Below are 19842 nucleotides of genomic sequence, written 5' to 3'. Positions count from 1 at the left end.
GCCGCGCCGCCGCAATGACGGCCTGACACGCCCGGAGTCCGTCCAGACACCTCAAAATCACCCCCAAAACCCACCCACAGGCCGCCAAAACACGCCTTCAGCGCATCTCCGGGATCATTGGGGTCATAACGCAGGGGTCCCGAAGGGGGAGGAATTACGGAGCCTATTGCTCCCCTGCGGGTGAGGGGGCGCCACGGCGGTTGGCAGGCCCTCAGGCCGCCGACCGGCCCGTTCGCCGGTCAAGGGCCGCCAGGACGTGCTCGGCCAGCCGGTCCGCCGCCCGGGGCGCCCCGCCCCTCGCCTTCAGGAGCGCGATCTCGGCGTCCTCCAGGGGCGGCAGGCCGTCCACCTCCCCGAGGAGGGTCAGGTCGTCGGGGACCATGTCCCGGGGCAGGACGGTCAGGCCCAGTCCCGCCCTCAGGGCCGCGTGCTGCCCGGCCAGCGAGGGGCTGGTGTAGGCCGCCCGCCAGGACCGGCCCCGGGCCTCCAGGGCCGCCACCGCCCGGCGACGATAGACGCACGGGGCCGGGGCGATGACCAGGGGCGCCGGCTCCCCCGGCTTCAGCACCTCGCGGTCCGACGCCACCCAGACCAGGGGCTCGCGCCAGACCCGCACCCCCAGGTCCGGCCCCAGGGGCTCGCGCTTGACCAGGGCCAGGTCCAGGGCGCCGGCCTGCAACCGGTCCAGAAGGTTCAGGGTCAGGTCGCAGGTCACCGCCAGGGCCACCCGCGGGTGAGACCGGGCGAAGGCGCCCAGGATCTGGGGCAGGTGGACGGTGGCGAAGTCCTCAGGCGCGCCCAGCCGCACCTCGCCCTCGAGGTCTTCTCCCGTCACCTCGGCGACGATCTCGTCGTTCACCCGCAGGAGGCGGCGGGCCTTGGGCAGGAAGGCCTCTCCGGCGTCGGTCAGGCCCACCCTGCGCGGATCGCGGGCCAGCAGCTTCACCCCCAGCCGCTCCTCCAGCCGGCGCACCTGCAGGCTGATCGCCGACTGGGTCCGCCCCAGCCTCTCGCCGGTGCGGGTGAAGCTGCGGGTGTCGGCGATGGTCACGAAGGTGCGGACCAGATCGAGATCGAGATTGACGTCACGCGCCATGGCCCCACCCTGTCATGAGTTTCCCTCATTTCAGGAATAGCACCTTTCAACCTGCCTTGTCCCCCGACACACCCTAAAGGTCCGCCTCCGGCGCCCGGGGGGGCGCCCTGATCCTTCCGGGAAGGCCATGCCAGACGTCCTCGCCTCCGCCGCCGCCCTCGGCGTCCAGAACCTCCTGGCGCCCGCCATCCTCTTCTTCGTGCTCGGCCTGTTCGGCGGCTTTGCGCGCTCGGACCTGTCCCTGCCGGCCGCCACCAGCCGCACCCTCTCCCTCTTCCTCATGCTCTGCATCGGCTTCAAGGGCGGGGTGGAGGCGGCGGAGGCCGGGCTTAGCGAGGGCTTTGTCCGCGCCGGAATCGCCGGCCTCATCCTGTCCCTGTCCTGGCCCCTCGTCGCCTATCCGGTCCTGCGCCGGCTCGGAGGCCTGGAGCGGACCACGGCGGCGGCCACTGCGGCGGCCTTCGGCTCGGTCTCGGTGGTCACCTATGCGGCAGGCGCCGAGTTCCTCACCTCCCATGGCGTGCCCTTCAGCGGCTACATGACCGCGGTCCTCGCCATCATGGAGGCGCCGGCCATCCTCACCGCCCTCCTGATCGCCCGGCGGGCGGCGGAGGGGACCGGCGCCAGCCACTCCATGGGCGGCATCCTGCGCGAGGTCTTCCTCGGCGGCCCCGCCCTCATGCTGGTGGGCAGCTTCATCATCGGCCTTGCCACCGGCGAGCGCGGCATGGCCCGGCTCGACGTCTTCGTGAACCCGGTCTTCCAGGGCGCCCTCTGCCTCTTCCTGCTCGACATGGGCCTGGCCGCCGCCCGCAGCCTCACCGACGCCGGCCGGCCGCCCGTCCGCGTGCTGGCCCTGGGGATCGCCCTGCCCCTGGCCGGCGCGGTCGCCGGCTATGTCGCCTCCCGCCTCGCCGGCCTCGCCCCGGGCGACAGCGCGCTCTTGATCCTGCTGGCCGCCTCGGCCTCCTACATCGCCGCGCCGGCGGCCATGCGCACCGCCCTGCCGGAGGCCCGGCCCGGCGTCTATCTCGGCCTCTCCCTCGGCGTGGCCTTCCCCTTCAACCTGATCCTCGGCCTGCCCCTCTACGCCCTGGCGGCGGGGGCGTTGTAGGGGGGTGCCCCGGAAGGACCACTAGCCTGCGCCTTTGGTGAAGATCTGGATGAAAACCAGAAAGAGAGGATCAAGCAGATTAAGATCAGGATTAAGGTGACGAAGGAGGCAACCCCTCCACTCTTGATCTTCCGCCATTCCTTCTTGCTGATTTTTTGAATAGATTGGATGAAGCGCTCCGCGAGCGGCGTCAGGGACTCGCTGGTTAGGTCGCCTCGCGCCACCCGCTCCGAAAGCTGGTCTAGAAAGACGATCGCGCTGCGGGACTCTTCGAAATCACGGCTCAGCCTAAGGCGGATGGCCGCCTCCGAAATTCGGAACGCTACGATGGACTCAGTCCGCCGATCGACGGCGCTGGCACCCCCTTGCGGCACATGGGCCATGAGTTGAACCTGCGCGACCAAGGCGGCACATTCAGCCCTCAGGGCGTCCAACCAAGCTTGACGAAACTCCGCCGTCTTCTGCTCTCTGCCGACAACAAGACCCAATGTGCCCGCTAATGCGGCAATGATGGCCGCCACGATGATCGGTGAATCGTTCAATGGGCACCCGACGATAGTCTTGGGGCGAACATAACTTTAGACAAGCCTCGGAGCCAAGCACCGTCAGGGGCACCCATTACGTGATGATAAGCCAGGCACCGATCAGAACGGGCTCGACCTCGCTGTGACGGACGACGGCCTCTCGGCCTCGGGAGGCCGTCTCGCAGATCAGTTCCTCTCGGTATCCACCAGCTTGTTCTTGCTGATCCAGGGCATCATGGCGCGCAGGCGGGCGCCCACCTCCTCGATGCCGTGCTCGGAGGCGCGGCGGCGGGTGGCCTTGAAGCTGGGCTGGCCGGCCTGGTTCTCCAGCATGAAGTCGCGCACGAAGCGGCCGGACTGGATGTCCTCCAGCACGCGCTTCATCTCGGCCTTGGTCTCGGGGGTGATGATCCGCGGGCCGGTCACGTACTCGCCGTACTCGGCGGTGTTGGAGATCGAGTAGTTCATGTTGGCGATGCCGCCCTCGTAGATGAGGTCGACGATCAGCTTCACCTCGTGCAGGCACTCGAAATAGGCCATTTCGGGGGCGTAGCCCGCCTCGACCAGGGTCTCGAAGCCGGCGCGGATCAGCTCCACCAGGCCGCCGCACAGCACGGCCTGTTCGCCGAACAGGTCGGTCTCGCACTCCTCGCGGAAGCTGGTCTCGATCACGCCCGAGCGGCCGCCGCCGATGGCCGAGGCGTAGGCCAGGCCGAAGTCCAGGGCGTTGCCCGTGGGGTTCTGGTGGATGGCGATCAGGCAGGGCACGCCGCCGCCCTTCTCGTACTCGCCGCGCACGGTGTGGCCGGGGCCCTTGGGCGCGACCATCAGCACGTCCACCGTCGGCTTGGGCTCGATGAGGTTGAAGTGGATGTTCAGGCCGTGGGCGAAGAGCAGGGCCGCGCCGTCCCGCAGGTTGGGGGCGATCTCGGCGTTGTAGATGCCGCGCTGCAGCTCGTCGGGCGCCAGCACCATCAGGGCGTCGGCCCACTTGGCGGCCTCGGCCACGCTCATCACCTTCAGGCCGTCGGCCTCGACCTTGCGGGCGGTGGCGGAGTCGGGCCGCAGGGCGACGGCGACGTTCTTCACGCCGGAGTCGCGCAGGTTCAGGGCGTGGGCCCGCCCTTGCGAGCCATAGCCTACAATCGCGATCTTCTTGTCCAGAATGCGGGCGAGGTCGGCGTCGCGATCGTAATAGACGCGCATGGGCGGTCTCCTTTGGACAAGACGGGCGCGGGGCCACTCGGCGCCTGCGCGGAAGTGCGCCGCACAAAGGGGAAATTTCCCGCCGCGTCAAGCAAGGCCGGCCCTCCGGCAGGGTCGCCGGAGGGCCCGTCGCCCTACCAGAAGAGGGTGTAGGCCACCTGGACGATGCGCCCGGTCCACAGGTCCACCAGGGCGGCGTCGCGGCCCAGACGCACCCAGGAAAAGCCCAGGGGCGGGACCGGCAGGCCATAGGACCACCAGCTTTCGATCCGGTGGCGCGGCGTCCACCAGGTCCAGGGCAGGACCTCGCCGTGGGACCAGCGGCGCGGGACGAAGCCCGGCGGCGGGACCCAGGGGCCGCCCCGATAGCGATAGGACGGGATCCAGACCGGCGGGTACCAGCGGGGGTCATAGTGCGGCGGCGGCGGGCGGCGGCTCTTGTGGCGGTCATGCCCGGAGTAGCGGCCGTAGGAGTCGTATCCGCGCCATCCCCACCCGCCATGGCCATAGGGGGGACCATGCCAGTCGTAGCGGTCGGAGTGGCCATAGCCCCGGTCGCGGCGTCGGTGTTCGTCCCGCCGGTCGCGCTCGCTGCGGTCCGGAGACGGCTGCGTCTCCGGCGGCGGCGGCGGGGTCTGCCTCTCCCGCGGCCGGCCATAGCGATCCCAGGCCTCGGGTCGGCTGTCGGGCCGGCTGTCGGATCGGGGCTCCGGCGCGGCCGGAGGCGTCGGGGCGGAGAACGGCGCCGCCGCACCGTCGAGGGGCTCGCCCCGGGGATCAAAGCGCTGGCTCTCGCCCCGCGGAGGCTGGAAGGCGGTGTCGACCGGGGCGGGCGCCTCGGCGGCGTCGAACTCCTGGGCCCGGGCCGCGGACGCTGCGCCCAGCCCCAGCAGCAGGGCGGGAATCAGGGCCTGAGCCATGAGGAACGGACCGGCGGCCTTGCGGTTCATGGTGCTTGCCTCCTTGGGCCGGGGCGGCGCGCGCCCCGGGCGGTTGTCGCCCCCGCACGCATCACATTAGGAAGGGCAAGCTGAACCGCGCTTGAACGCGCCAGACCCGAGGATCGAAGGAATGCCCGCCCTGCCCCAGGATGTCGTCGGCTACTGGCGCAACGCCGGTCCCCGGCGCTGGTTCCGAAAGGATCCCGCCTTCGACGAGGCCCTTCGCCTGCGCTTCGAGCCCGTCCATTTCGCCGCCGCCCGGGGCCAGTACGACGACTGGGCCTATGAGGCCGAGCCGGCCCTGGCGCTGATCCTCCTGCTCGACCAGTTCCCCCGCAACCTGTTCCGCGACACGGCCCACGCCTTCGCCACCGACGGCAAGGCCCGGAAGATGGCCCGCCTGGCCCTTCGCCGGGGCCTCGACCTGCAGGTGGAGACGGACCTGAGGCACTTCGTCTACCTGCCCCTCGAACATTCGGAAGACCCGGTCGACCAGGCCGACTGCGTGCGGCTGATCCAGGCCCTCTGCGCCGAGACCGGGGACACCGAGCTGCTCCGCTTCGCCGAGATGCACCGCGACATCATCGACCGCTTCGGCCGCTTTCCCCATCGCAACGCCGCCCTGGGCCGGGAGAGCACGCCGGCCGAGCTGGCCTTCCTCGCCGACGGCGGATTCGCGGGATAAGTCCGCCCCGCCTGTGGACCCAGGGGCCGCCCCCGGTTTCCGCAGGGGTGCGAATCGGGTGGAGTGAAGCGACTCCCGGAGCCGCCATGAACGCCCCCGCCCGCATCGCCGCCCAAGATCCCGTCCAGGAGGGCGAGGCTGCGCTCGAACAGCCCTATCTGGACCTGCTGGCGGACATCCTGGCCAACGGCGTCGACCGGCCGGACCGCACCGGCGTCGGCACGCGGGGCGTCTTCGGCCGTCAGATGCGCTTTGACCTGTCCCGCGGCTTCCCCCTCCTGACCACCAAGACCCTGCACCGGCGCTCCATCGTGGTGGAGCTGATCTGGTTCCTGCGTGGCGAGACCAATGTCCGCTGGCTGCAGGAGCGCGGGGTCAGCATCTGGGACGAATGGGCCGACGCCGAGGGCGAGCTTGGGCCCGTCTATGGCCGCCAGTGGCGCTCCTGGGCCGCGCCGGACGGCCGGGTCATCGACCAGATGGCCGCCCTAGTGGAGGGCCTGAAGCGCAGCCCGGAGAGCCGCCGCCACATCGTCACCGCCTGGAACCCGGCGGACGTCGACGACATGGCCCTGCCCCCCTGCCACTGCCTCTTCCAGTTCCACGTGGCCAATGGGCGACTGTCCTGCCAGCTCTACCAGCGCTCGGCCGATGTCTTCCTGGGCGTGCCCTTCAACATCGCCTCCTACGCCCTCCTGACCCACATGGTGGCGGCGGTGACGGGGCTGGAGGCCGGCGACTTCGTCCACACCCTGGGTGACGCCCACCTCTACCTGAACCACCTGGACCAGGCCCGCGAGCAGCTGACCCGGACGCCACTGCCCCCGCCCCGGCTGGAGCTGGCGGCCCGGGACGACCTCTTCGCCTTCGAGCCCGAGGACGTGAAGTTCAAGGGCTACAAGGCCCATCCGGCCATCTCCGCCCCCATCGCGGTCTGACGGCCATGGCCGCCCCCCTCCTCACCGCCGGCCCCATCGCCCGGGCTCGCAACGGCGTCATTGGCCGCGCCGGCGCCCTGCCCTGGCGGCTGAAGTCCGACCTCGCCCGCTTCCGCGCCCTGACCATGGGCAAGCCGGTCATCATGGGCCGGCTGACCTGGGAGAGCCTGCCCCGCAAGCCCCTGCCGGGCCGCACCAACATCGTCCTGTCCCGGGACGCCTCCTACGCCCCCGAGGGCTGCGTGGTCTGCGAGGACTTCACCGAGGCCGTCGCCATCGGCCGGGAACAGGCCGAGGAGGACGGCGCGTCGGAAGTCTGCGTCATCGGCGGCGCCTCGCTGTTTGGACTGGCCCTGCCCCGCGCCCGGCGCATCTACCTCACCGAGGTCCACGCCGACGTGGAGGGCGACGTGACCCTCCCCCCCTTCGACGAAAGCCGCTGGCGCGAGGTCCGCCGCGAGGACCTCCCCGCCGGCGAGGGCGACGAGCATCCCGTGACCTTCCGGGTGCTGGAGCGGGCCTGAGCCCCTTCCCCTGGCCGCACCCCTCGCCCATAGTCCTTTGAGAGACATCCGGGGGAGGAGACGGGCCGTGGACCTGCAGCTGATCGCCGAGGACTTCCAGTTTCCGGAAGGCCCCATCGCCATGAATGACGGCTCGGTGATCCTGACCGAGATCAAGCGCCAGACCCTGACCCGGGTGAAGCCCGACGGGTCCAAGGAGATCCTGGTCAGCACCGGCGGCGGTCCGAACGGGGCGGCCATCGGCCCGGACGGCGCCATCTACATCACGAACAACGGCGGGTCCTTCGAGTGGCTGGACAACATGGGCATGACCGTCCCCGGTCCGACCCCGCCCTCGCACACCGGTGGTTACATCCAGCGCTTCGACCTGAAGACCGGCGAGCTGAAGACCCTCTACACCGAGTGTGACGGCAGGAGGCTGATCGGGCCCAACGACATCGTCTTCGACCGGCAGGGCGGCTTCTGGTTCTCCGACCACGGCTGCTCGACACCGGAGGGCCGCAAGTTCGGCGCGATCTACTATGCGAAGATCGACGGCAGCCATATCAGCCGCCAGAAGGATCACCTGATCTCGCCCAACGGCATCGGCCTGTCGCCCGACGAGAAGGTCGTCTACCTGGCTGACACCAACCTCGGACGCCTCTGGGCCTTCGACATCGCCGAGCCGGGCGTTCTGGCGCCGCCGGACGGCTTCGCCCCCGGGCGGGTGATCTGCAACCTGCCAGGCTACCAGCTGCTCGACAGCCTGGCGGTGGAGGCCGGCGGCAAGGTCTGCGTGGCCACCATCATCAACGGCGGGATCACCGCCTTCGACCCAGACGGCTCGGTGGAGCACTTCCCGGTCCCCGACCTCATCACCACCAACATCTGCTTCGGCGGGGCGGACATGCGCACGGCCTGGATCACCGCCTCGGCCACCGGCAAGCTCTATCGCGCGACCTGGCCCCGGCCGGGCCTGAAGCTCAACTTCAACGCCTGAGGCCGGCCATGCCCCGCGCCCCCGACCCTCACGAGCCGGAGATCGTCGCCAGCCTGGAACGGGCGGGCGAGCTCTGCGAGGACCTGACGCCGGTGGTCTATGACCGCCTGTTCCGCGAGCAACCGGAGATGGAGATCCTCTTCTGGCGGGACCAGAACCACCAGATCCGCGGCGAGATGCTGACCCGGGTGCTCCAGGCCATTCTCGATTTCGTGGGCGAGCGGCTCTATTCCCGCACCCTGATCCAGAGCGAGGTGGTGGTGCACGAGGGCTATGACGTGCCGCCGGAGGTTTTCCGCACCTTCTTCGCCACCGTGCGGGACGCCGTCCGCGAGGTCTGCGGCGACGACTGGCGGCCGGAATGGGAGGCCGCCTGGGAGACCACCCTGGCCGACCTCGACTGGTACGTCACCCATCCCGACCAGGCGATGACCCCGGCCTGACGGCCGGGGCCATTGGGGCCTCAGGACAGGCTGGCCATGGCCGAGCGGTCGAAGCTCATCAGCTCGTCATTGCGGCCCTGGTGGATCTTCACCGCCCAGTTCGGGTCCTGCAGCAGGGCCCGTCCGACACCCACGAGGTCGAACTCCTCCCGCTCCAGTCGCCGCAGCAGGTCGTCGATGGAGGCGGGCTGCGAGGCCTCGCCGGCATAGGCCGCGACGAACTCGCCCGACAGGCCCACCGAGCCCACCGTGATGGTCGGCACGCCGGTCAGCTTCTTGGCCCAGCCGGCGAAGTTGAGGTCCGAGCCCTCGAACTCCGGCTCCCAGAAGCGGCGCTGCGAGCAGTGCAGGATGTCGGCGCCGGCGTCGGTCAGGGCGGTCAGCCAGGCTTCCAGCTCCCTGGGCGTCGGCGCCATCTTCACGGTGAAGTCCTGCTGCTTCCACTGGCTGATGCGGATGATGACCGGATAGTCCGGCCCCACCGCCTTGCGCACCGCCCGAAGGATGTCGCCGGCGAAGCGCGCCCGGCCGGGCAGGTCCTTCGAGCCATAGGCGTCCTCGCGCTCATTGGTGCCGTCCCAGAAGAACTGGTCGATCAGGTAGCCATGGGCGCCATGCAGCTCCACGGTCTCGAAGCCCAGCCGCTTGGCGTCGGCCGCGGCCCGGGCGAAGGCGTCGATGGCGTCGGCCACGGCCTCCTCGCTCATGCCCTCGCCGAACTTCTTGCCGGGGCTCGACAGGCCCGAGGGGCTGTCATAGCCGCCCTCGGGCTTCCATTCCGGGTCGCGCGAGCGCACCGCGCCCACGTGCCAGAGCTGCGGGCCGATGGCGCCGCCCGCGGCGTGCACCTCGTCGGCCACCCGCTTCCAGCCGGCCAGTTCCTTCTCGCCGTGGAAGCGCGGCACATTGCGGTCGTTCAGCGAGGCGGCGCGGTCGACCCCGGTGCCCTCGGTGATGATCAGTCCCACCTCGCCGGCGGCCCGCCGGCGATAGTACTGGGCCACCTCCTCGGTCACCACGCCGTCGGGCGAGAAGGACCGGGTCATGGGCGCCATCACCAGGCGGTTCTTAAGGTTCAGGCCCTTGAAGGACCAGGGCTGGAAGAGGGCTTCGGCGGCCATGGGCGGCGTCTCCTGGGTCGGGGCCATCTCGGCGGACCCCGGTTTCGGTATGTCGGGGCGACCTTATGCACGCTCGGCGCGCCGGCGTCAGGCGAAAATCCGGGTCCGACCGGAGGCGGGGGCGACTTGCATTTTGGACTGCGCTTCGCCATGGTCTGAACAATGCTCAAATCGCGGTCGGCGGCTCGCGCCGGTGCGCGCCTGACTGAGGAGTCCGCCATGAGCGACGGTGCCGTTGACCTGAAGGCCGAGGCGCGCGCCCGGGCCTATTCCATCCCCCTCGACGAGATCAATGTCGCCGACCCTGAACTCTTCAGGACCGACACCCAGTGGGCCTATTTCGAGCGCCTGCGGAAGGAGGACCCGGTCCACCTTCATCCCGATGGCCACCACGAACAGGGGCCCTTCTGGTCGGTGACCAAGTACAACGACATCATGGCCGTGGACACCAACCACGGGGTCTTCTCCTCCGAACCGGCGATCACCCTCTTCGATCCCGACGAGGACTTCACCCTGCCCATGTTCATCGCCATGGATCAGCCCAAGCACGACCTGCAGCGCAAGACGGTCAGCCCGATCGTCTCGCCTCAGAACCTGCACATGATGGAGCCCCTGATCCGCAGCCGGATCCAGAACACCCTGGACTCCCTGCCCATCGGCAAGCCCTTCGACTGGGTGGACACGGTGTCCATCGAGCTGACCACCCAGATGCTGGCCACCCTCTTCGACTTTCCCTTCGAGGACCGTCGCAAGCTGACCTTCTGGTCCGACATCGCCACCGCCGACCTGACGTCCAAGCTCTTCAAGACGGACGATCCGGACACCGAGCGGAAGATGTACCTCTTCGAGTGCGTCGACTACTTCACCCGCCTCTGGAACGAGCGGGTCAACGCCGAGCCCAAGGGCGACCTCATCTCCATGCTCGCCCACGGCGAGGCCACGCGGAACATGGACCGCATGGAGTACCTGGGGAACCTGATCCTGCTGATCGTCGGCGGCAACGACACCACCCGGAACACCATGACCGGGTCCGTCTACGCGATGAACCAGTTCCCGGACCAGTTCGCCAAGCTGAAGGCCAACCCGGACCTGATCCCCTCCATGGTCTCCGAGACCATCCGCTGGCAGACCCCCCTGGCCTACATGCGGCGCACCGCCCTCCAGGACTACGAGCTTGGCGGCAAGACCATCCGCAAAGGCGACAAGGTCGTCATGTGGTACGTCTCCGGCAACCGCGACGACGAGGTCATCGAGAACCCCAACAGCTACATCATTGACCGCGAGCGCCCGCGCCAGCACCTGTCCTTCGGCTTCGGCATCCACCGCTGCGTGGGCAATCGCCTGGCCGAGCTGCAGCTGAAGATCCTCTGGGAAGAAATCCTCCAGCGCTTCCCGGAAATCCAGGTCGTCGAAGAGCCTGAGCGCGTCTACTCGTCCTTCGTGAAGGGCTATGAGAGCATGCAGGTGGTGATCCCCTCCCGGCTGTAGGGAGGGGAACGGCGAGGGGGATTGCCCCCCTCACCCGGCTTCGCCGGGAGCTCCCCCTGATGGGGAGCAATTAGGGGTCGCAATTCCTCCCCCCAGGGGGAGGTGGACCGGGACGCCAGTCCCGGGACGGAGGGGGTCATCGGCGCTCGCCCTAGGCGCCCTTCTCCAGCGCCCGCAACAGCGCCAGGACGTCCGGGTCGCCGAAGGGCATGAGCTGGGTGAGCAGGACGCCGGCCTTGCCCGCCTCCGGGTCCGCCCAGAAATAGGTGTTGAAGATCCCCGCCCAGTTCAGGGCGCCGGCGCTGCGCCCCTCCTTCGTCGCCTCCGGGGTCACGACGGATGCCAGTCCGTGGCCCGTATGCATGTTCGGGTAGAGGTCGAAGTCCGTGGTCAGGACGCCGTTGGCGGTCTTGAAGGCCCCGGCTCTCAGCGCGCCGGTCTGCACCTCGCTGAGTGCGCGCACGGTCTCCGGCCTCAGCACCCGCGCCCCGTCCAGCTCGCCGCCGTTCAGCAGCATGCGCAGGAAGCGGAGGTAGTCCGGCGCCGTGCCGTGCAGGCCGCCGCCGCCGGACAGGACCTCGGCCTCCGTCCCGCCGGGCGGGGTCGGGGCGGGGAAGAGGGTTCCCTCCACCCGAAGGTGCGCCGTCGCCCTGCGGGACGGGTCCACCGGGGCGAAGCCGGTGTCCGTCATGCCCAGGGGCCCGAGGATGTGGTCGCTCAGATAGGCGTCCAGGCGCTGGCCGCTGGCGGCCTCGACCGCAAGACCCGCCCAGTCGATGCCTATGCCATAGCTCCAGGCCTCGCCGGGATCGTGCAGCAGTGGCAGGACATGGGCCGCCCGCGTCCCGCCGTTCGGGTCGGGGGCGCCCGTCGCCGCGTGCCAGCGGGTCAGATCGGCGCTGAGGAAACCATAGCCGAAGCCCGAGGTGTGGATCAGGAGGTCCCGCAGGGTCGGCGCGCGCCGGGCGGGGCGCAGGCGCGGGGCGCCATCCTCGCCGAAGCCCTCCAGCACCTTCAGGTCCGCGAATTCCGGCAGGAGGCCCGACAGGTCGCCGTCCAGGCTGAGCCGCCCGGCCTCGACCTCGCGCAAGGCCGCCACCGACACCACCGCCTTGGTCATGCTGGCCAGCCAGAAGATGGTGTCCTGGGTCATGGCGGCGGCTTCGCCCGCCTGCCGGACCCCGGCCTGCCGCGAATAGGTCACACCGTCCCGGTCCGCCACGGCGGCCACGGCGCCGGCGATCCGCCCGGAGGCGACCGCCGCCTCCAGGGCCTTCTCAAAGCCTGCGTACACGCCCGCCTCCCGGGTCAGAGGCCAAGCACCATCTTGGCCATGATGTTGTGCTGGATCTCGTTCGACCCGGCGTAGATCGAGGTCTTGCGATAGTTGAAATAGTGCGGCGCCAGGGTGGCGGCGTAGTCCGGCCCGGCCCGGGGCTCGTTGCGCTCGCCCCGGATCTCGGCCCAGGTGTCGCGCACGAAGGGCGCGGCGTAGACGCCGGCGGCTTCGAGGGCCAGCTCGGTGATGGCCTGCTGGGCCTGGCTCCCCTCCAGCTTGAACATGGAGGACACCGCCCCGAGGGTCTCGCCCGTCACCCGGGCGCCGAAGACGCGCAGCTCCGTGGCGTTCAGCGTGTCGACCTTGATCTGCATCTCGGCCAGCTTGCGCCGGAAGGCCGGGTCATGGACCAGCTTTCCGCCGCCGTCCGACGCCTGTAGCGAGGCGATGCGCTTGACCTTCTCCAGCTGGTGGGTGAGGCCCGGGGCGTAGGGATTGCCGCGCTCGAACTGCAGCAGGTACTTGGCGTAGGTCCAGCCCTGGCCCTCTTCGCCGATCCGGTTGGAGATCGGCACCCGGACGTTCTCGAAGAAGACCTGGTTGATCTCCTGCTCGCCCTCGGCGGGGCCGTCCAGGGTCGGCAGGGGAACGATGGAGATGCCGGGCGACTTCATGTCCAGCAGCAAGAAGCTGATGCCCACCTGCCGGATGGCCTCGTTCGAGGTCCGGACCAGGCAGAACATCCAGTCCGCCCACTGGGCGTAGGTCGTCCAGATCTTCGAGCCGTTCAGGACGTAGTGGTCCCCATCCCGTTCGGCCTTGAGCGACAGGGAGGCCAGGTCCGAGCCCGAGCCCGGCTCGGAATAGCCCTGGCACCACCAGACGTCGGTGGACAGGATCTTGGGCAGGTGCTGGGCCTTCTGTTCGGGCGTACCGAAGGCCATGACCACCGGGGCGCACATGGTCAGCCCCATGTTCGAGGTCGAGGGCGCGCCCGCCAGGGCCATCTCCATCTCGAAGATGTACTTGCGGCTGTGGCTCCAGCCTGTGCCGCCGTATTCCTCCGGCCAGTCCGGAGCGATCCAGCCCTTGTCATGCAGCCGCTTGAGCCATCGGACCTGGCCCGCCTTGTCGATGTGGGCGTTCTTCGACTGGGCCATGCGCGCACGCATGTCGTCATCGAAAGCTTCGGCGATGAAGGCGCGGACCTCGTCGCGGAAGGCGAGGTCCTCCTTGCTGAAGGCCAGGTCCATGGGTCTCGTCTCCGTGTCAGACGCCGTCGAGGTATTCGATCTCGGGCCGGCCGCCCATGCAGGGACCCATCTTCGGGCCCGCCGCCTTGAAGTATTCCGTGCCGCCGTGGTGCTTCAGGGCCGCCTCGTCGGCATAGAGCTCCAGCACCTTGTAGACCTGCGGGTTCGCGCGGCTGCGGGTCAGCTGGTAGGCGTGGCAGCCGGGCTCATTAGCCTTCACCTGCTTGGCCAGTTCGGTGAAAATGGCCTCGAACTCCGCGTTCTTGCCTTCCGCCACGGTCAGGGTCGCGATGACGCCGATCATTCCGTTTCCTCCGTTTGTTTGAGGATGCGGACGGTAGAGGCGGCCCTGGCGGGCGGCAAGCCCCGCCGCAGCGTCACCTTGCGGGAAATCAGCGGTCGGAAGCGTCCCGCTCCGTCCAGCCATAGGCGACCCATTGATGGCCGCCCACCCGCCTGGCCTCGATCACGCCGTCGTCAGCCATCGGCCCGGCCGCCTGTCTCGCAGGCGCGCGGCGAAGCCGCCCCGTGACGGCGGCGACGCACAGGAGAACGCCGCCGACGATCGCCGCCACCACGACGGTGGCCGCCGCGAACACGGCCGCCACGGCCGCCAGCAGCAGGCCGGCGACCGCCGCAAGGATCGCCAGAACAATCTTGGGACCCCGAAGGGTGGGGCTGGACCTCAGGTCGACCCGGATCATCTCTTCCTCTGTCAAGGCCGCCCGGAAACCGGGACCGGCTTTCACGGGCATGTTGGGCCGGCGGACGGTCCCGTCAACGGGAATCGGAAGAAATCAGGCAAGAGGAACAGGATGCCGGCGGATCAGGCGCCGGAGTGCAGCGGCCCGGGGCATCCGCGCAGGGACTTTGGGCGGCAGGCCCATGGCGCACACGCCACCCATCGATATCCTCGGAGCGGCGTCCGCCGCTCCCTGGCCTCACCGATGCGCCCCTCCGAGATGCCCGGCAATGTCCGAGAGCCGGGCGGCCATGAAGCGGGCCCGCAGCCGGACGGGGTCCGCCAGACGCACCGCCTTGGGGATTTCAACCCCCGGCCAGGCGTCAGGGTCCAGCCGCAGGGCCGCCTTCAGCGCCCGGACCGCAGCCTTCGGTCCGCTGGACGCCGCCATGTCAAACACTTCCAGGGCCACTGCAGGGGGCAGGTGGTCGCAGAGCGCGGGGGTCCAGCATTCCTCGAGATAGAGCCGCGGCGCCGCCGCCGGGCTGAGCCGCCGGTGGAGGGGAGCCGGTCGCCGGGACGTCGTCTCGAAGGTCAGGTCTCCGACGGCGATCTCCTCGCCGAGCCCCCGGGGATCCTCCAGCATGCCGCCCTCCCGGGCGACCAGCGCCTCGAAGGCGAGGTCGAAGACGCTGCTCCCCGAGCCGGGTCCCGCCCCACTGTTTCCCAAGCCCGACGCGCCGCCTTCCTTGTCGAAGGGCCGCCCGCCGTCGCCTCGCAGCGGCATCCGATTCTCCCCGCTCCCCGCCCTCGCGGGCGCCCGTCCCTCTCCACTGGCGACATCCTGCACGTGAGGCCGTCAAACTGCGAGCGAAGACCCTGCGACAAGTCGTGAATAAGGCGTGATTTCCCCTTGATTTCCGGCCTCTACTGGAGACGGCGAGCCGTCAGCATGCTCGCTTGATGCGCCTGGTACAGATCCGAAGGGACGTCCATGGGCCCGGCACCACCCGCGCCAAGGTCGCCTCCCCTCGAGCCGGTCGACTGTCGCGTGACCTCGCCGGGCTCATGGCGCCTCTCCCGGCTCGGGCCTTCGATCCCTTCCCGGTCGCCGGCGGCCCCGGGGAACGCACGCGGCTGCTGGAGGCTGCTCTCGGCTGCGGCGGACAGGACCGGCCGGACTGCTGGATACCACCTGCCCTGGACAGGCTCCAGCCAGCCCCTCGCCGGCCCGACATCACCGCCATCACGGTCTGGAACCCGGCCCATTGCGATGGCGGCGATCCCCCAGCGGGCGGCGGATCGGCTGGTGGACTCCCGCGGCGTCGCCAGGCGGGTGAGAGGGACTTGCGGGACCTTCCTGCTGGGGGATCCTGACGCCCTCTGCGCCGTCGACCACCATTTCGGCCGCACCCTGCACGCCGCACAGGACTTCTATTCCCATACCCTCTGGACGGACCGGCCGCTCGCGCCCGCGGAGGTCTCGCTTGACCGCCCTCAGGGTCCGGGCGGAACGGGCCCTATCCCGTGGCTGGCCCCGGACAACTCGGGTCCGCCGCCACCGGGGAGACCATCCGCATCTGGGGTGACCTCCAGTCCCGCCTCATGGCCACCTACGGCGAGACCCAGGGCCGGGCCATGGCCTGCGTCCTGCGCACCGGGTCCACCGCCAGCTGCGCCCCGGTCACTTCGATCCGCCCTCGACAGACGCCGGGATAGGCGGTGGCCACGACAGCGGTCAGTCGGCGGCCTGCCGTCATCGGTCGACCAGGTCGGGCTTCTCCGCGGCGACCTCTTGACATCTGCAAAGTCTTTAATTAGGAGTCCTAATATGAATCGTGATCAGCTCATCTACGGCCTAAGCCGTCTCGCCGCTCTGGCCCGCCAGGAAGACTGGAAGGTGGGCGAGTCGGCGGGTCTGACCCCAACCCAGGGAGATGCGCTGCGACTGCTCGCCGATCGTCGTGACGGTCTGAGGCTGAAGGCTCTCGCCGCTCAGCTCAGCGTTCGTCCCTCCACGGCGAGCGACGCCGTGTCGGCCCTGGTCAGCAAGGGGCTCGTGGAGCGGCAGCCGGATCCGGACGAAAGGCGGGCCATCAGGATCGTCCTGTCCCCTTCGGGACGCGCCATGCTGGGGCAGCTTCCCGACGGCTTCGCAAGCATCGTCAGCCTGCTGAGCGACCGGAGTGCTGAGGACCTGCATGGCATCGTGCTCCGGACCATCCGCGAACTCCAGCGGACGGGGCGGATCGCACCGCAGCGTCTTTGTATGACCTGCCGACACTTTGTGGCCAGCGACAGTCTGGACCGGTCCAGCGAGCATCACTGCCGCTTGATGAATTCGCCCCTCCGCGAACCTGATCTGCGCATCAACTGTCCCGAACACGAGGAGGTGGCTTCCTCGTCCTGAACGCCCTTGGCTTGAACCAGGGTCGCGCGCGCAGCGCATTCTGCGCCTTATATTGTTAGGAGTCCTATAATGAAGTCCAAGGCGATTTTCTATCACGCGGGTTGCGGCGTCTGCATGGAGGCCGAGCAGGCCCTGGGCAGGGCGCTCGATCCATCGCGCTATGACGTCGAGATTGTCGATTTCAACTCCGCCCCCAATCGGGTGGCGGAGGCCGAGGCCGCTGGCGTGAAGTCGGTTCCCGCCTACGTGATCGATGGCCTGCCCTTCCACATCAACTTCGGCGCCTCGATGGCGGCCGTGAAGGGAGACGCGTAATGCACAGCAGAATCCTTATCGCGGGTGCGGCGGCGCTCTTCGCCGTCTCCGCGCAAGCCCACCCTCACCAAGGCCGTGACGCCCGGAAGTCCGACCCCGCCACAGAACGGATCGCGCCCTCGCATGAGCACAAGGGCGGCTTCAAGGCCGCGCCGAACACGGCGGTGCTGGCGCCGTTCGACATTGTCCACGCCAAGATCCGGACAGAGGGCAATGTCGCCATTTTCCACATGGCGGTGTCGGGACGCGCCGGCGTGACGCGTCCGACGTCCACCGGCAGGTTTGAGGGATCGAAGGTCTTCTCCTACGTCTGGCCGACGAGCATCGATGCGTATGAGGTCGGATTCGAGCGCGGGGCCGGCATCCTGGCCCTGGCGGTCACCTCGCATCCGGACTTCGATGACACCCCGCTCTTCGACGAGACACGCGACGGGAACCGCGCCAACGACGGGGGCGAATGGCACATGCACTGGGTCGTTCTGGGACCCGACGAGGCCTGCGGGCCCGGCGGCCTGAAGGTCAAGGACATCCCGGAAGGCGCCCGACCCAGGTTGCCCCGGACCTGGCCGGGAGTGCCCATCCTGATCGATAGCCCAGGTTGGCAGCCCCAATTCACCGGCGACACAGTCGAGGTGCGCGTCCCCTTCGACGACATCACGCCCGTGAAGTCCGCGACATTCGACGGGGTGACCGCGGGGCTGCGCGTGAACGCCAGCGCACATGCGCCGCTTCTGTGTGTTGCAGATGTCTTTAAGATCGCCTCCGGCAATCTGAGCCTGCCCGGCAAGGTCGATCAGTAGACGCCCGTCATCCGCCTCCACCACTGACTGAGGGGCAAGGTGGGTCCGGTCTCATCTGGACCCACCTTGCCCCGAGAGGCCAAATGCATGTCAAACGCACCCATTCCGCCCACACTCCTCACACGAAATCCCGATGAGGGTTTCGGTCTGGCGATCAGACTTTCGCGCTTCGCCGTGAAGCTGACCCAGCCCGACGGCGACATCCGGGCGAGCCTGCGGGATCAGTACGGGCGGGATCCAGAGATGTTGATCTTGGCCTCACAGGTCGTTGCGACCCACTTCGCCACGATCGCCGCTGCCAACAACTACTGGAAAGACCAACAGCCATGAACCTGGAGCCCGCCTATCCCTGGGCCACGACGCAGTGGTTCAACAGCGACCCGTTGACCCTGGACAGCCTGCGCGGCCGGGTGATCGTGCTCGGGACGTTTCAGATGCTTTGTCCGGGCTGCGTCGCCAACGGCCTGCCGCAACTCCAGCGTGTCGAGCAGACTTTCCTCCGGGATGACGTGGCGGTGATCGGGCTCCACACCGTCTTCGAGCATCACGCGGCGATGACGCCAGCCTCGCTGGAGGTCTTTCTGCACGAGTACAGGATCGGTTTCCCAATTGGCGTCGACGCGCCTGACGACCCTGAGGGCGTTCCCCTGACCATGACGCGTTATCGTCTGCGTGGGACTCCCTCCCTCGTCCTCATAGACAGGAATGGCTTCATCCGGCATCGCGCCCTTGGCCATGAGCCGGACCTGACGCTCGGGGCCAGGATCGCCCAGCTGATCGCCCAGCCCCGGAACGCCGCGCCGGAGGCGCACCAGACCGGCGAAGGCGTGTGCCTGCCCGGCGCGGACTGCCGCTAGGTCGGAGACGCGCCAACGACCATGCTGAAGACCGCGACCGTAATCCGTCACGTCGCCTTCGAGGACTTGGGAAGCTTCGCCGACACGCTCTCCGGCCGCGGCTATGATGTCCGGTACCTGGAGGCCGGGTGTGACTCTCTCGACTCGGCGCGGGATGCGGACCTTCTGATCCTTCTCGGGGGGCCGGTCTCCTCCAACGACGAGGGGCTCTATCCCTGGTTGGGGAGGGAGATCCGGCTCGTTCGCGACCGCATGGACCGGAACCTGCCGCTACTGGGCATCTGCCTGGGCGCGCAGCTCATGGCCCGGGCTCTGGGCGCTCGGGTGTATACCGCCAAGTCCAAGGAAATCGGATTTTCGCCAATCGTGCTGACTGAGGCTGGCGGAAGATCACCCCTGGCCGCCCTTGCAGGCGGACCGGTGCTGCACTGGCACGGGGAAACCTTTGAACTGCCGGATGGCGCCGAGCGCCTCGCTTCGACCGACCTTTGCACCAACCAGGCCTTCCGGATCGGGCCCCGGGTGATGGCTTGCCAGTTTCATCCCGAGGCGACCGATGGTGGCTTCGAACGCTGGCTCATCGGCCACCATGTCGAGCTCCGGGCCGAGGGCGTCGACCTGGGCGGATTGCGGGAGACGGAGCGCAATGAACGTGCGGGCCTTCGCGCCAGAGGCGCCGCCTTCCTTCGGGCCTGGCTGGATGAACTGGACTGAAGCCCTCTGTCCATCCCTGAACCGGGAGCGGCTCTGGTCTCGAATTCCGGGTCGAGCCCCTACGCCCTCGCGCCCACCATCTCCATCCGCTCGCGGCGGATGGCGTCGTAGGCGGCGTTGAGGGCGGCGGCCTTGGCGTGGGCGATGTCGAGGTATTCCTCGGGAAGCCCCAGGGCGCGGACCCGGTCGGGGTGGGCGTCGGCGATGCGGCGCCGCCAGACGGCCCTCAGGACCTCGTCCGTGGCGTCATGGGGAGCGTCCAGCACGGCATAGGGATCATCCGCGGGGGAGCCCAGGTGGGCGGCGCGGATCCGGCGGAAGGACAGGGGACCGAAGCCGAACAACTCCGCCACCCTCTCCAGGTAGGACTCCTCCTCCAGCGAGACTGCGCCGTCGGCGCCGGCGATGTGGAACAGCCCGTCCAGGACGTCCTCCAGCAGGCCCGGGCAGTTTCGGTAGCGCCGGGCCATCTG

General features: G+C 69.0%; 25 protein-coding genes. 14 read left to right on the top strand and 11 right to left on the bottom strand.

What is annotated here, in order from left to right:
- Window positions 1–211: 211 nt before the first annotated feature.
- Window positions 212–1096 carry a LysR substrate-binding domain-containing protein gene (locus INE98_RS10090; protein ID WP_293538675.1) on the bottom strand — a complete coding sequence of 295 codons (885 nt, stop codon included), beginning with the start codon at window positions 1094–1096 and terminating at the stop codon, window positions 212–214.
- A gap of 127 nt (window positions 1097–1223) precedes the next feature.
- Between INE98_RS10090 and INE98_RS10085 the strand changes: the two genes are divergently transcribed.
- Entirely contained in the window at window positions 1224–2210 is a 987-nt protein-coding gene (locus tag INE98_RS10085; protein WP_293538673.1) for a sodium-dependent bicarbonate transport family permease, read from the top strand.
- On the opposite strand, the gene INE98_RS10080 is transcribed toward INE98_RS10085, so the two are convergent.
- The 3 genes from INE98_RS10080 to INE98_RS10070 form a co-directional block, all read right to left on the bottom strand.
- Window positions 2183–2752 (bottom strand): hypothetical protein, encoded by a 570-nt coding sequence (locus INE98_RS10080; RefSeq protein WP_293538671.1) that lies wholly within the window; start codon window positions 2750–2752, stop codon window positions 2183–2185. The genes INE98_RS10085 and INE98_RS10080 overlap by 28 nt on opposite strands.
- 168 nt (window positions 2753–2920) lie before the next feature.
- Entirely contained in the window at window positions 2921–3940 is a 1020-nt protein-coding gene (ilvC, locus tag INE98_RS10075; RefSeq protein WP_293538670.1) for a ketol-acid reductoisomerase, read from the bottom strand.
- A gap of 134 nt (window positions 3941–4074) precedes the next feature.
- Window positions 4075–4890 (bottom strand): RcnB family protein, encoded by an 816-nt coding sequence (locus INE98_RS10070; RefSeq protein ID WP_293538668.1) that lies wholly within the window; start codon window positions 4888–4890, stop codon window positions 4075–4077.
- Between the two features lie 121 nt (window positions 4891–5011).
- Here INE98_RS10070 and INE98_RS10065 point away from each other — a divergent pair, with 121 nt between their 5' ends.
- From INE98_RS10065 to INE98_RS10045, 5 genes are all read left to right on the top strand, one after another.
- Window positions 5012–5566, top strand: a complete 555-nt coding sequence (locus INE98_RS10065; protein ID WP_293538667.1) for a DUF924 family protein — start codon at window positions 5012–5014, stop codon at window positions 5564–5566.
- A gap of 86 nt (window positions 5567–5652) precedes the next feature.
- Window positions 5653–6504: a thymidylate synthase gene (locus tag INE98_RS10060; protein ID WP_293538666.1), complete on the top strand. Its 852-nt coding sequence runs from the start codon at window positions 5653–5655 to the stop codon at window positions 6502–6504.
- Window positions 6505–6509: 5 nt separating this feature from the next.
- Window positions 6510–7028, top strand: a complete 519-nt coding sequence (locus INE98_RS10055) for a dihydrofolate reductase (protein ID WP_293538665.1) — start codon at window positions 6510–6512, stop codon at window positions 7026–7028.
- Between the two features lie 67 nt (window positions 7029–7095).
- Window positions 7096–8007 (top strand): SMP-30/gluconolactonase/LRE family protein, encoded by a 912-nt coding sequence (locus INE98_RS10050; RefSeq protein ID WP_293538664.1) that lies wholly within the window; start codon window positions 7096–7098, stop codon window positions 8005–8007.
- A gap of 8 nt (window positions 8008–8015) precedes the next feature.
- The gene (locus INE98_RS10045; RefSeq protein WP_293538663.1) at window positions 8016–8450 is read left to right on the top strand and encodes a globin; all 435 of its coding nucleotides are present in this window, start codon (window positions 8016–8018) and stop codon (window positions 8448–8450) included.
- Window positions 8451–8470: 20 nt separating this feature from the next.
- Here the strand turns inward: INE98_RS10045 and INE98_RS10040 are convergent, their stop codons facing one another.
- Complete coding sequence (locus INE98_RS10040; protein ID WP_293538662.1) at window positions 8471–9571, bottom strand: NADH:flavin oxidoreductase; 1101 nt, start codon at window positions 9569–9571, stop codon at window positions 8471–8473.
- 219 nt (window positions 9572–9790) lie between these two features.
- Here INE98_RS10040 and INE98_RS10035 point away from each other — a divergent pair, with 219 nt between their 5' ends.
- Window positions 9791–11059: a cytochrome P450 gene (locus tag INE98_RS10035; RefSeq protein ID WP_293538661.1), complete on the top strand. Its 1269-nt coding sequence runs from the start codon at window positions 9791–9793 to the stop codon at window positions 11057–11059.
- Window positions 11060–11210: 151 nt separating this feature from the next.
- Here INE98_RS10035 and INE98_RS10030 read toward each other — a convergent pair whose 3' ends face one another.
- From INE98_RS10030 to INE98_RS10010, 5 genes are all read right to left on the bottom strand, one after another.
- Window positions 11211–12353 (bottom strand): serine hydrolase, encoded by a 1143-nt coding sequence (locus tag INE98_RS10030; RefSeq protein ID WP_293538659.1) that lies wholly within the window; start codon window positions 12351–12353, stop codon window positions 11211–11213.
- Between the two features lie 14 nt (window positions 12354–12367).
- A complete protein-coding gene (locus tag INE98_RS10025) occupies window positions 12368–13591 on the bottom strand; it encodes an acyl-CoA dehydrogenase family protein (protein WP_293538657.1) in 1224 nt (407 codons plus the stop codon).
- A gap of 16 nt (window positions 13592–13607) precedes the next feature.
- Window positions 13608–13895: a putative quinol monooxygenase gene (locus tag INE98_RS10020; protein WP_293538656.1), complete on the bottom strand. Its 288-nt coding sequence runs from the start codon at window positions 13893–13895 to the stop codon at window positions 13608–13610.
- A gap of 88 nt (window positions 13896–13983) precedes the next feature.
- Window positions 13984–14295: a hypothetical protein gene (locus INE98_RS10015; protein WP_293538655.1), complete on the bottom strand. Its 312-nt coding sequence runs from the start codon at window positions 14293–14295 to the stop codon at window positions 13984–13986.
- A gap of 237 nt (window positions 14296–14532) precedes the next feature.
- Window positions 14533–15060 (bottom strand): glycosyl hydrolase 108 family protein, encoded by a 528-nt coding sequence (locus INE98_RS10010; RefSeq protein ID WP_293538654.1) that lies wholly within the window; start codon window positions 15058–15060, stop codon window positions 14533–14535.
- Between the two features lie 740 nt (window positions 15061–15800).
- On the opposite strand from INE98_RS10010, the gene INE98_RS10005 reads away from it, so the two are divergent.
- The 7 genes from INE98_RS10005 (at window position 15801) to INE98_RS09975 (ending at window position 19369) form a co-directional block, all read left to right on the top strand.
- Complete coding sequence (locus tag INE98_RS10005) at window positions 15801–15992, top strand: hypothetical protein (protein WP_293538653.1); 192 nt, start codon at window positions 15801–15803, stop codon at window positions 15990–15992.
- A 112-nt stretch (window positions 15993–16104) separates the two neighbouring features.
- Complete coding sequence (locus INE98_RS10000; protein ID WP_293538652.1) at window positions 16105–16683, top strand: MarR family transcriptional regulator; 579 nt, start codon at window positions 16105–16107, stop codon at window positions 16681–16683.
- Window positions 16684–16752: 69 nt separating this feature from the next.
- Window positions 16753–16998 (top strand): thioredoxin, encoded by a 246-nt coding sequence (locus INE98_RS09995; RefSeq protein WP_293538651.1) that lies wholly within the window; start codon window positions 16753–16755, stop codon window positions 16996–16998.
- Complete coding sequence (locus INE98_RS09990) at window positions 16998–17798, top strand: hypothetical protein (protein ID WP_293538650.1); 801 nt, start codon at window positions 16998–17000, stop codon at window positions 17796–17798. Before INE98_RS09995 ends, INE98_RS09990 begins: the two co-directional genes overlap by 1 nt.
- Window positions 17799–17885: 87 nt before the next feature.
- Window positions 17886–18128 (top strand): hexameric tyrosine-coordinated heme protein, encoded by a 243-nt coding sequence (locus INE98_RS09985; protein ID WP_293516907.1) that lies wholly within the window; start codon window positions 17886–17888, stop codon window positions 18126–18128.
- Window positions 18125–18655 (top strand): TlpA disulfide reductase family protein, encoded by a 531-nt coding sequence (locus tag INE98_RS09980; protein WP_293516909.1) that lies wholly within the window; start codon window positions 18125–18127, stop codon window positions 18653–18655. Before INE98_RS09985 ends, INE98_RS09980 begins: the two co-directional genes overlap by 4 nt.
- A gap of 21 nt (window positions 18656–18676) precedes the next feature.
- Window positions 18677–19369: a glutamine amidotransferase gene (locus INE98_RS09975; protein ID WP_293538649.1), complete on the top strand. Its 693-nt coding sequence runs from the start codon at window positions 18677–18679 to the stop codon at window positions 19367–19369.
- Window positions 19370–19428: 59 nt separating this feature from the next.
- On the opposite strand, the gene INE98_RS09970 is transcribed toward INE98_RS09975, so the two are convergent.
- A partial coding sequence (locus tag INE98_RS09970) for a TerB family tellurite resistance protein (RefSeq protein ID WP_293538647.1) occupies window positions 19429–19842 on the bottom strand: 414 nt, incomplete at its 5' end.

Origin of the sequence: Phenylobacterium sp. (genome assembly GCF_020253645.1) — a bacterium.
GTDB lineage: Bacteria > Pseudomonadota > Alphaproteobacteria > Caulobacterales > Caulobacteraceae > Phenylobacterium.
Note: the sequence above shows the minus strand (reverse complement) of the source record. Positions and strands in the feature narration are given on the sequence as shown.

Coding starts and splice junctions, on each gene's coding strand:
- INE98_RS10045 (WP_293538663.1), top strand. CDS start 8,016: ATGCCCCGCGCCCCCGACCCTCACGAGCCGGAGATCGTCGCCAGCCTG.
- INE98_RS09985 (WP_293516907.1), top strand. CDS start 17,886: ATGTCAAACGCACCCATTCCGCCCACACTCCTCACACGAAATCCCGAT.
- INE98_RS10070 (WP_293538668.1), bottom strand. CDS start 4,890: ATGAACCGCAAGGCCGCCGGTCCGTTCCTCATGGCTCAGGCCCTGATT.
- INE98_RS10025 (WP_293538657.1), bottom strand. CDS start 13,591: ATGGACCTGGCCTTCAGCAAGGAGGACCTCGCCTTCCGCGACGAGGTC.
- INE98_RS10060 (WP_293538666.1), top strand. CDS start 5,653: ATGAACGCCCCCGCCCGCATCGCCGCCCAAGATCCCGTCCAGGAGGGC.
- INE98_RS09990 (WP_293538650.1), top strand. CDS start 16,998: ATGCACAGCAGAATCCTTATCGCGGGTGCGGCGGCGCTCTTCGCCGTC.
- INE98_RS10090 (WP_293538675.1), bottom strand. CDS start 1,096: ATGGCGCGTGACGTCAATCTCGATCTCGATCTGGTCCGCACCTTCGTG.
- INE98_RS09980 (WP_293516909.1), top strand. CDS start 18,125: ATGAACCTGGAGCCCGCCTATCCCTGGGCCACGACGCAGTGGTTCAAC.
- INE98_RS09975 (WP_293538649.1), top strand. CDS start 18,677: ATGCTGAAGACCGCGACCGTAATCCGTCACGTCGCCTTCGAGGACTTG.
- INE98_RS10020 (WP_293538656.1), bottom strand. CDS start 13,895: ATGATCGGCGTCATCGCGACCCTGACCGTGGCGGAAGGCAAGAACGCG.
- INE98_RS10055 (WP_293538665.1), top strand. CDS start 6,510: ATGGCCGCCCCCCTCCTCACCGCCGGCCCCATCGCCCGGGCTCGCAAC.
- INE98_RS10035 (WP_293538661.1), top strand. CDS start 9,791: ATGAGCGACGGTGCCGTTGACCTGAAGGCCGAGGCGCGCGCCCGGGCC.
- ilvC (WP_293538670.1), bottom strand. CDS start 3,940: ATGCGCGTCTATTACGATCGCGACGCCGACCTCGCCCGCATTCTGGAC.
- INE98_RS10010 (WP_293538654.1), bottom strand. CDS start 15,060: ATGCCGCTGCGAGGCGACGGCGGGCGGCCCTTCGACAAGGAAGGCGGC.
- INE98_RS10015 (WP_293538655.1), bottom strand. CDS start 14,295: ATGATCCGGGTCGACCTGAGGTCCAGCCCCACCCTTCGGGGTCCCAAG.
- INE98_RS09995 (WP_293538651.1), top strand. CDS start 16,753: ATGAAGTCCAAGGCGATTTTCTATCACGCGGGTTGCGGCGTCTGCATG.
- INE98_RS10000 (WP_293538652.1), top strand. CDS start 16,105: ATGAATCGTGATCAGCTCATCTACGGCCTAAGCCGTCTCGCCGCTCTG.
- INE98_RS10085 (WP_293538673.1), top strand. CDS start 1,224: ATGCCAGACGTCCTCGCCTCCGCCGCCGCCCTCGGCGTCCAGAACCTC.
- INE98_RS10065 (WP_293538667.1), top strand. CDS start 5,012: ATGCCCGCCCTGCCCCAGGATGTCGTCGGCTACTGGCGCAACGCCGGT.
- INE98_RS10040 (WP_293538662.1), bottom strand. CDS start 9,571: ATGGCCGCCGAAGCCCTCTTCCAGCCCTGGTCCTTCAAGGGCCTGAAC.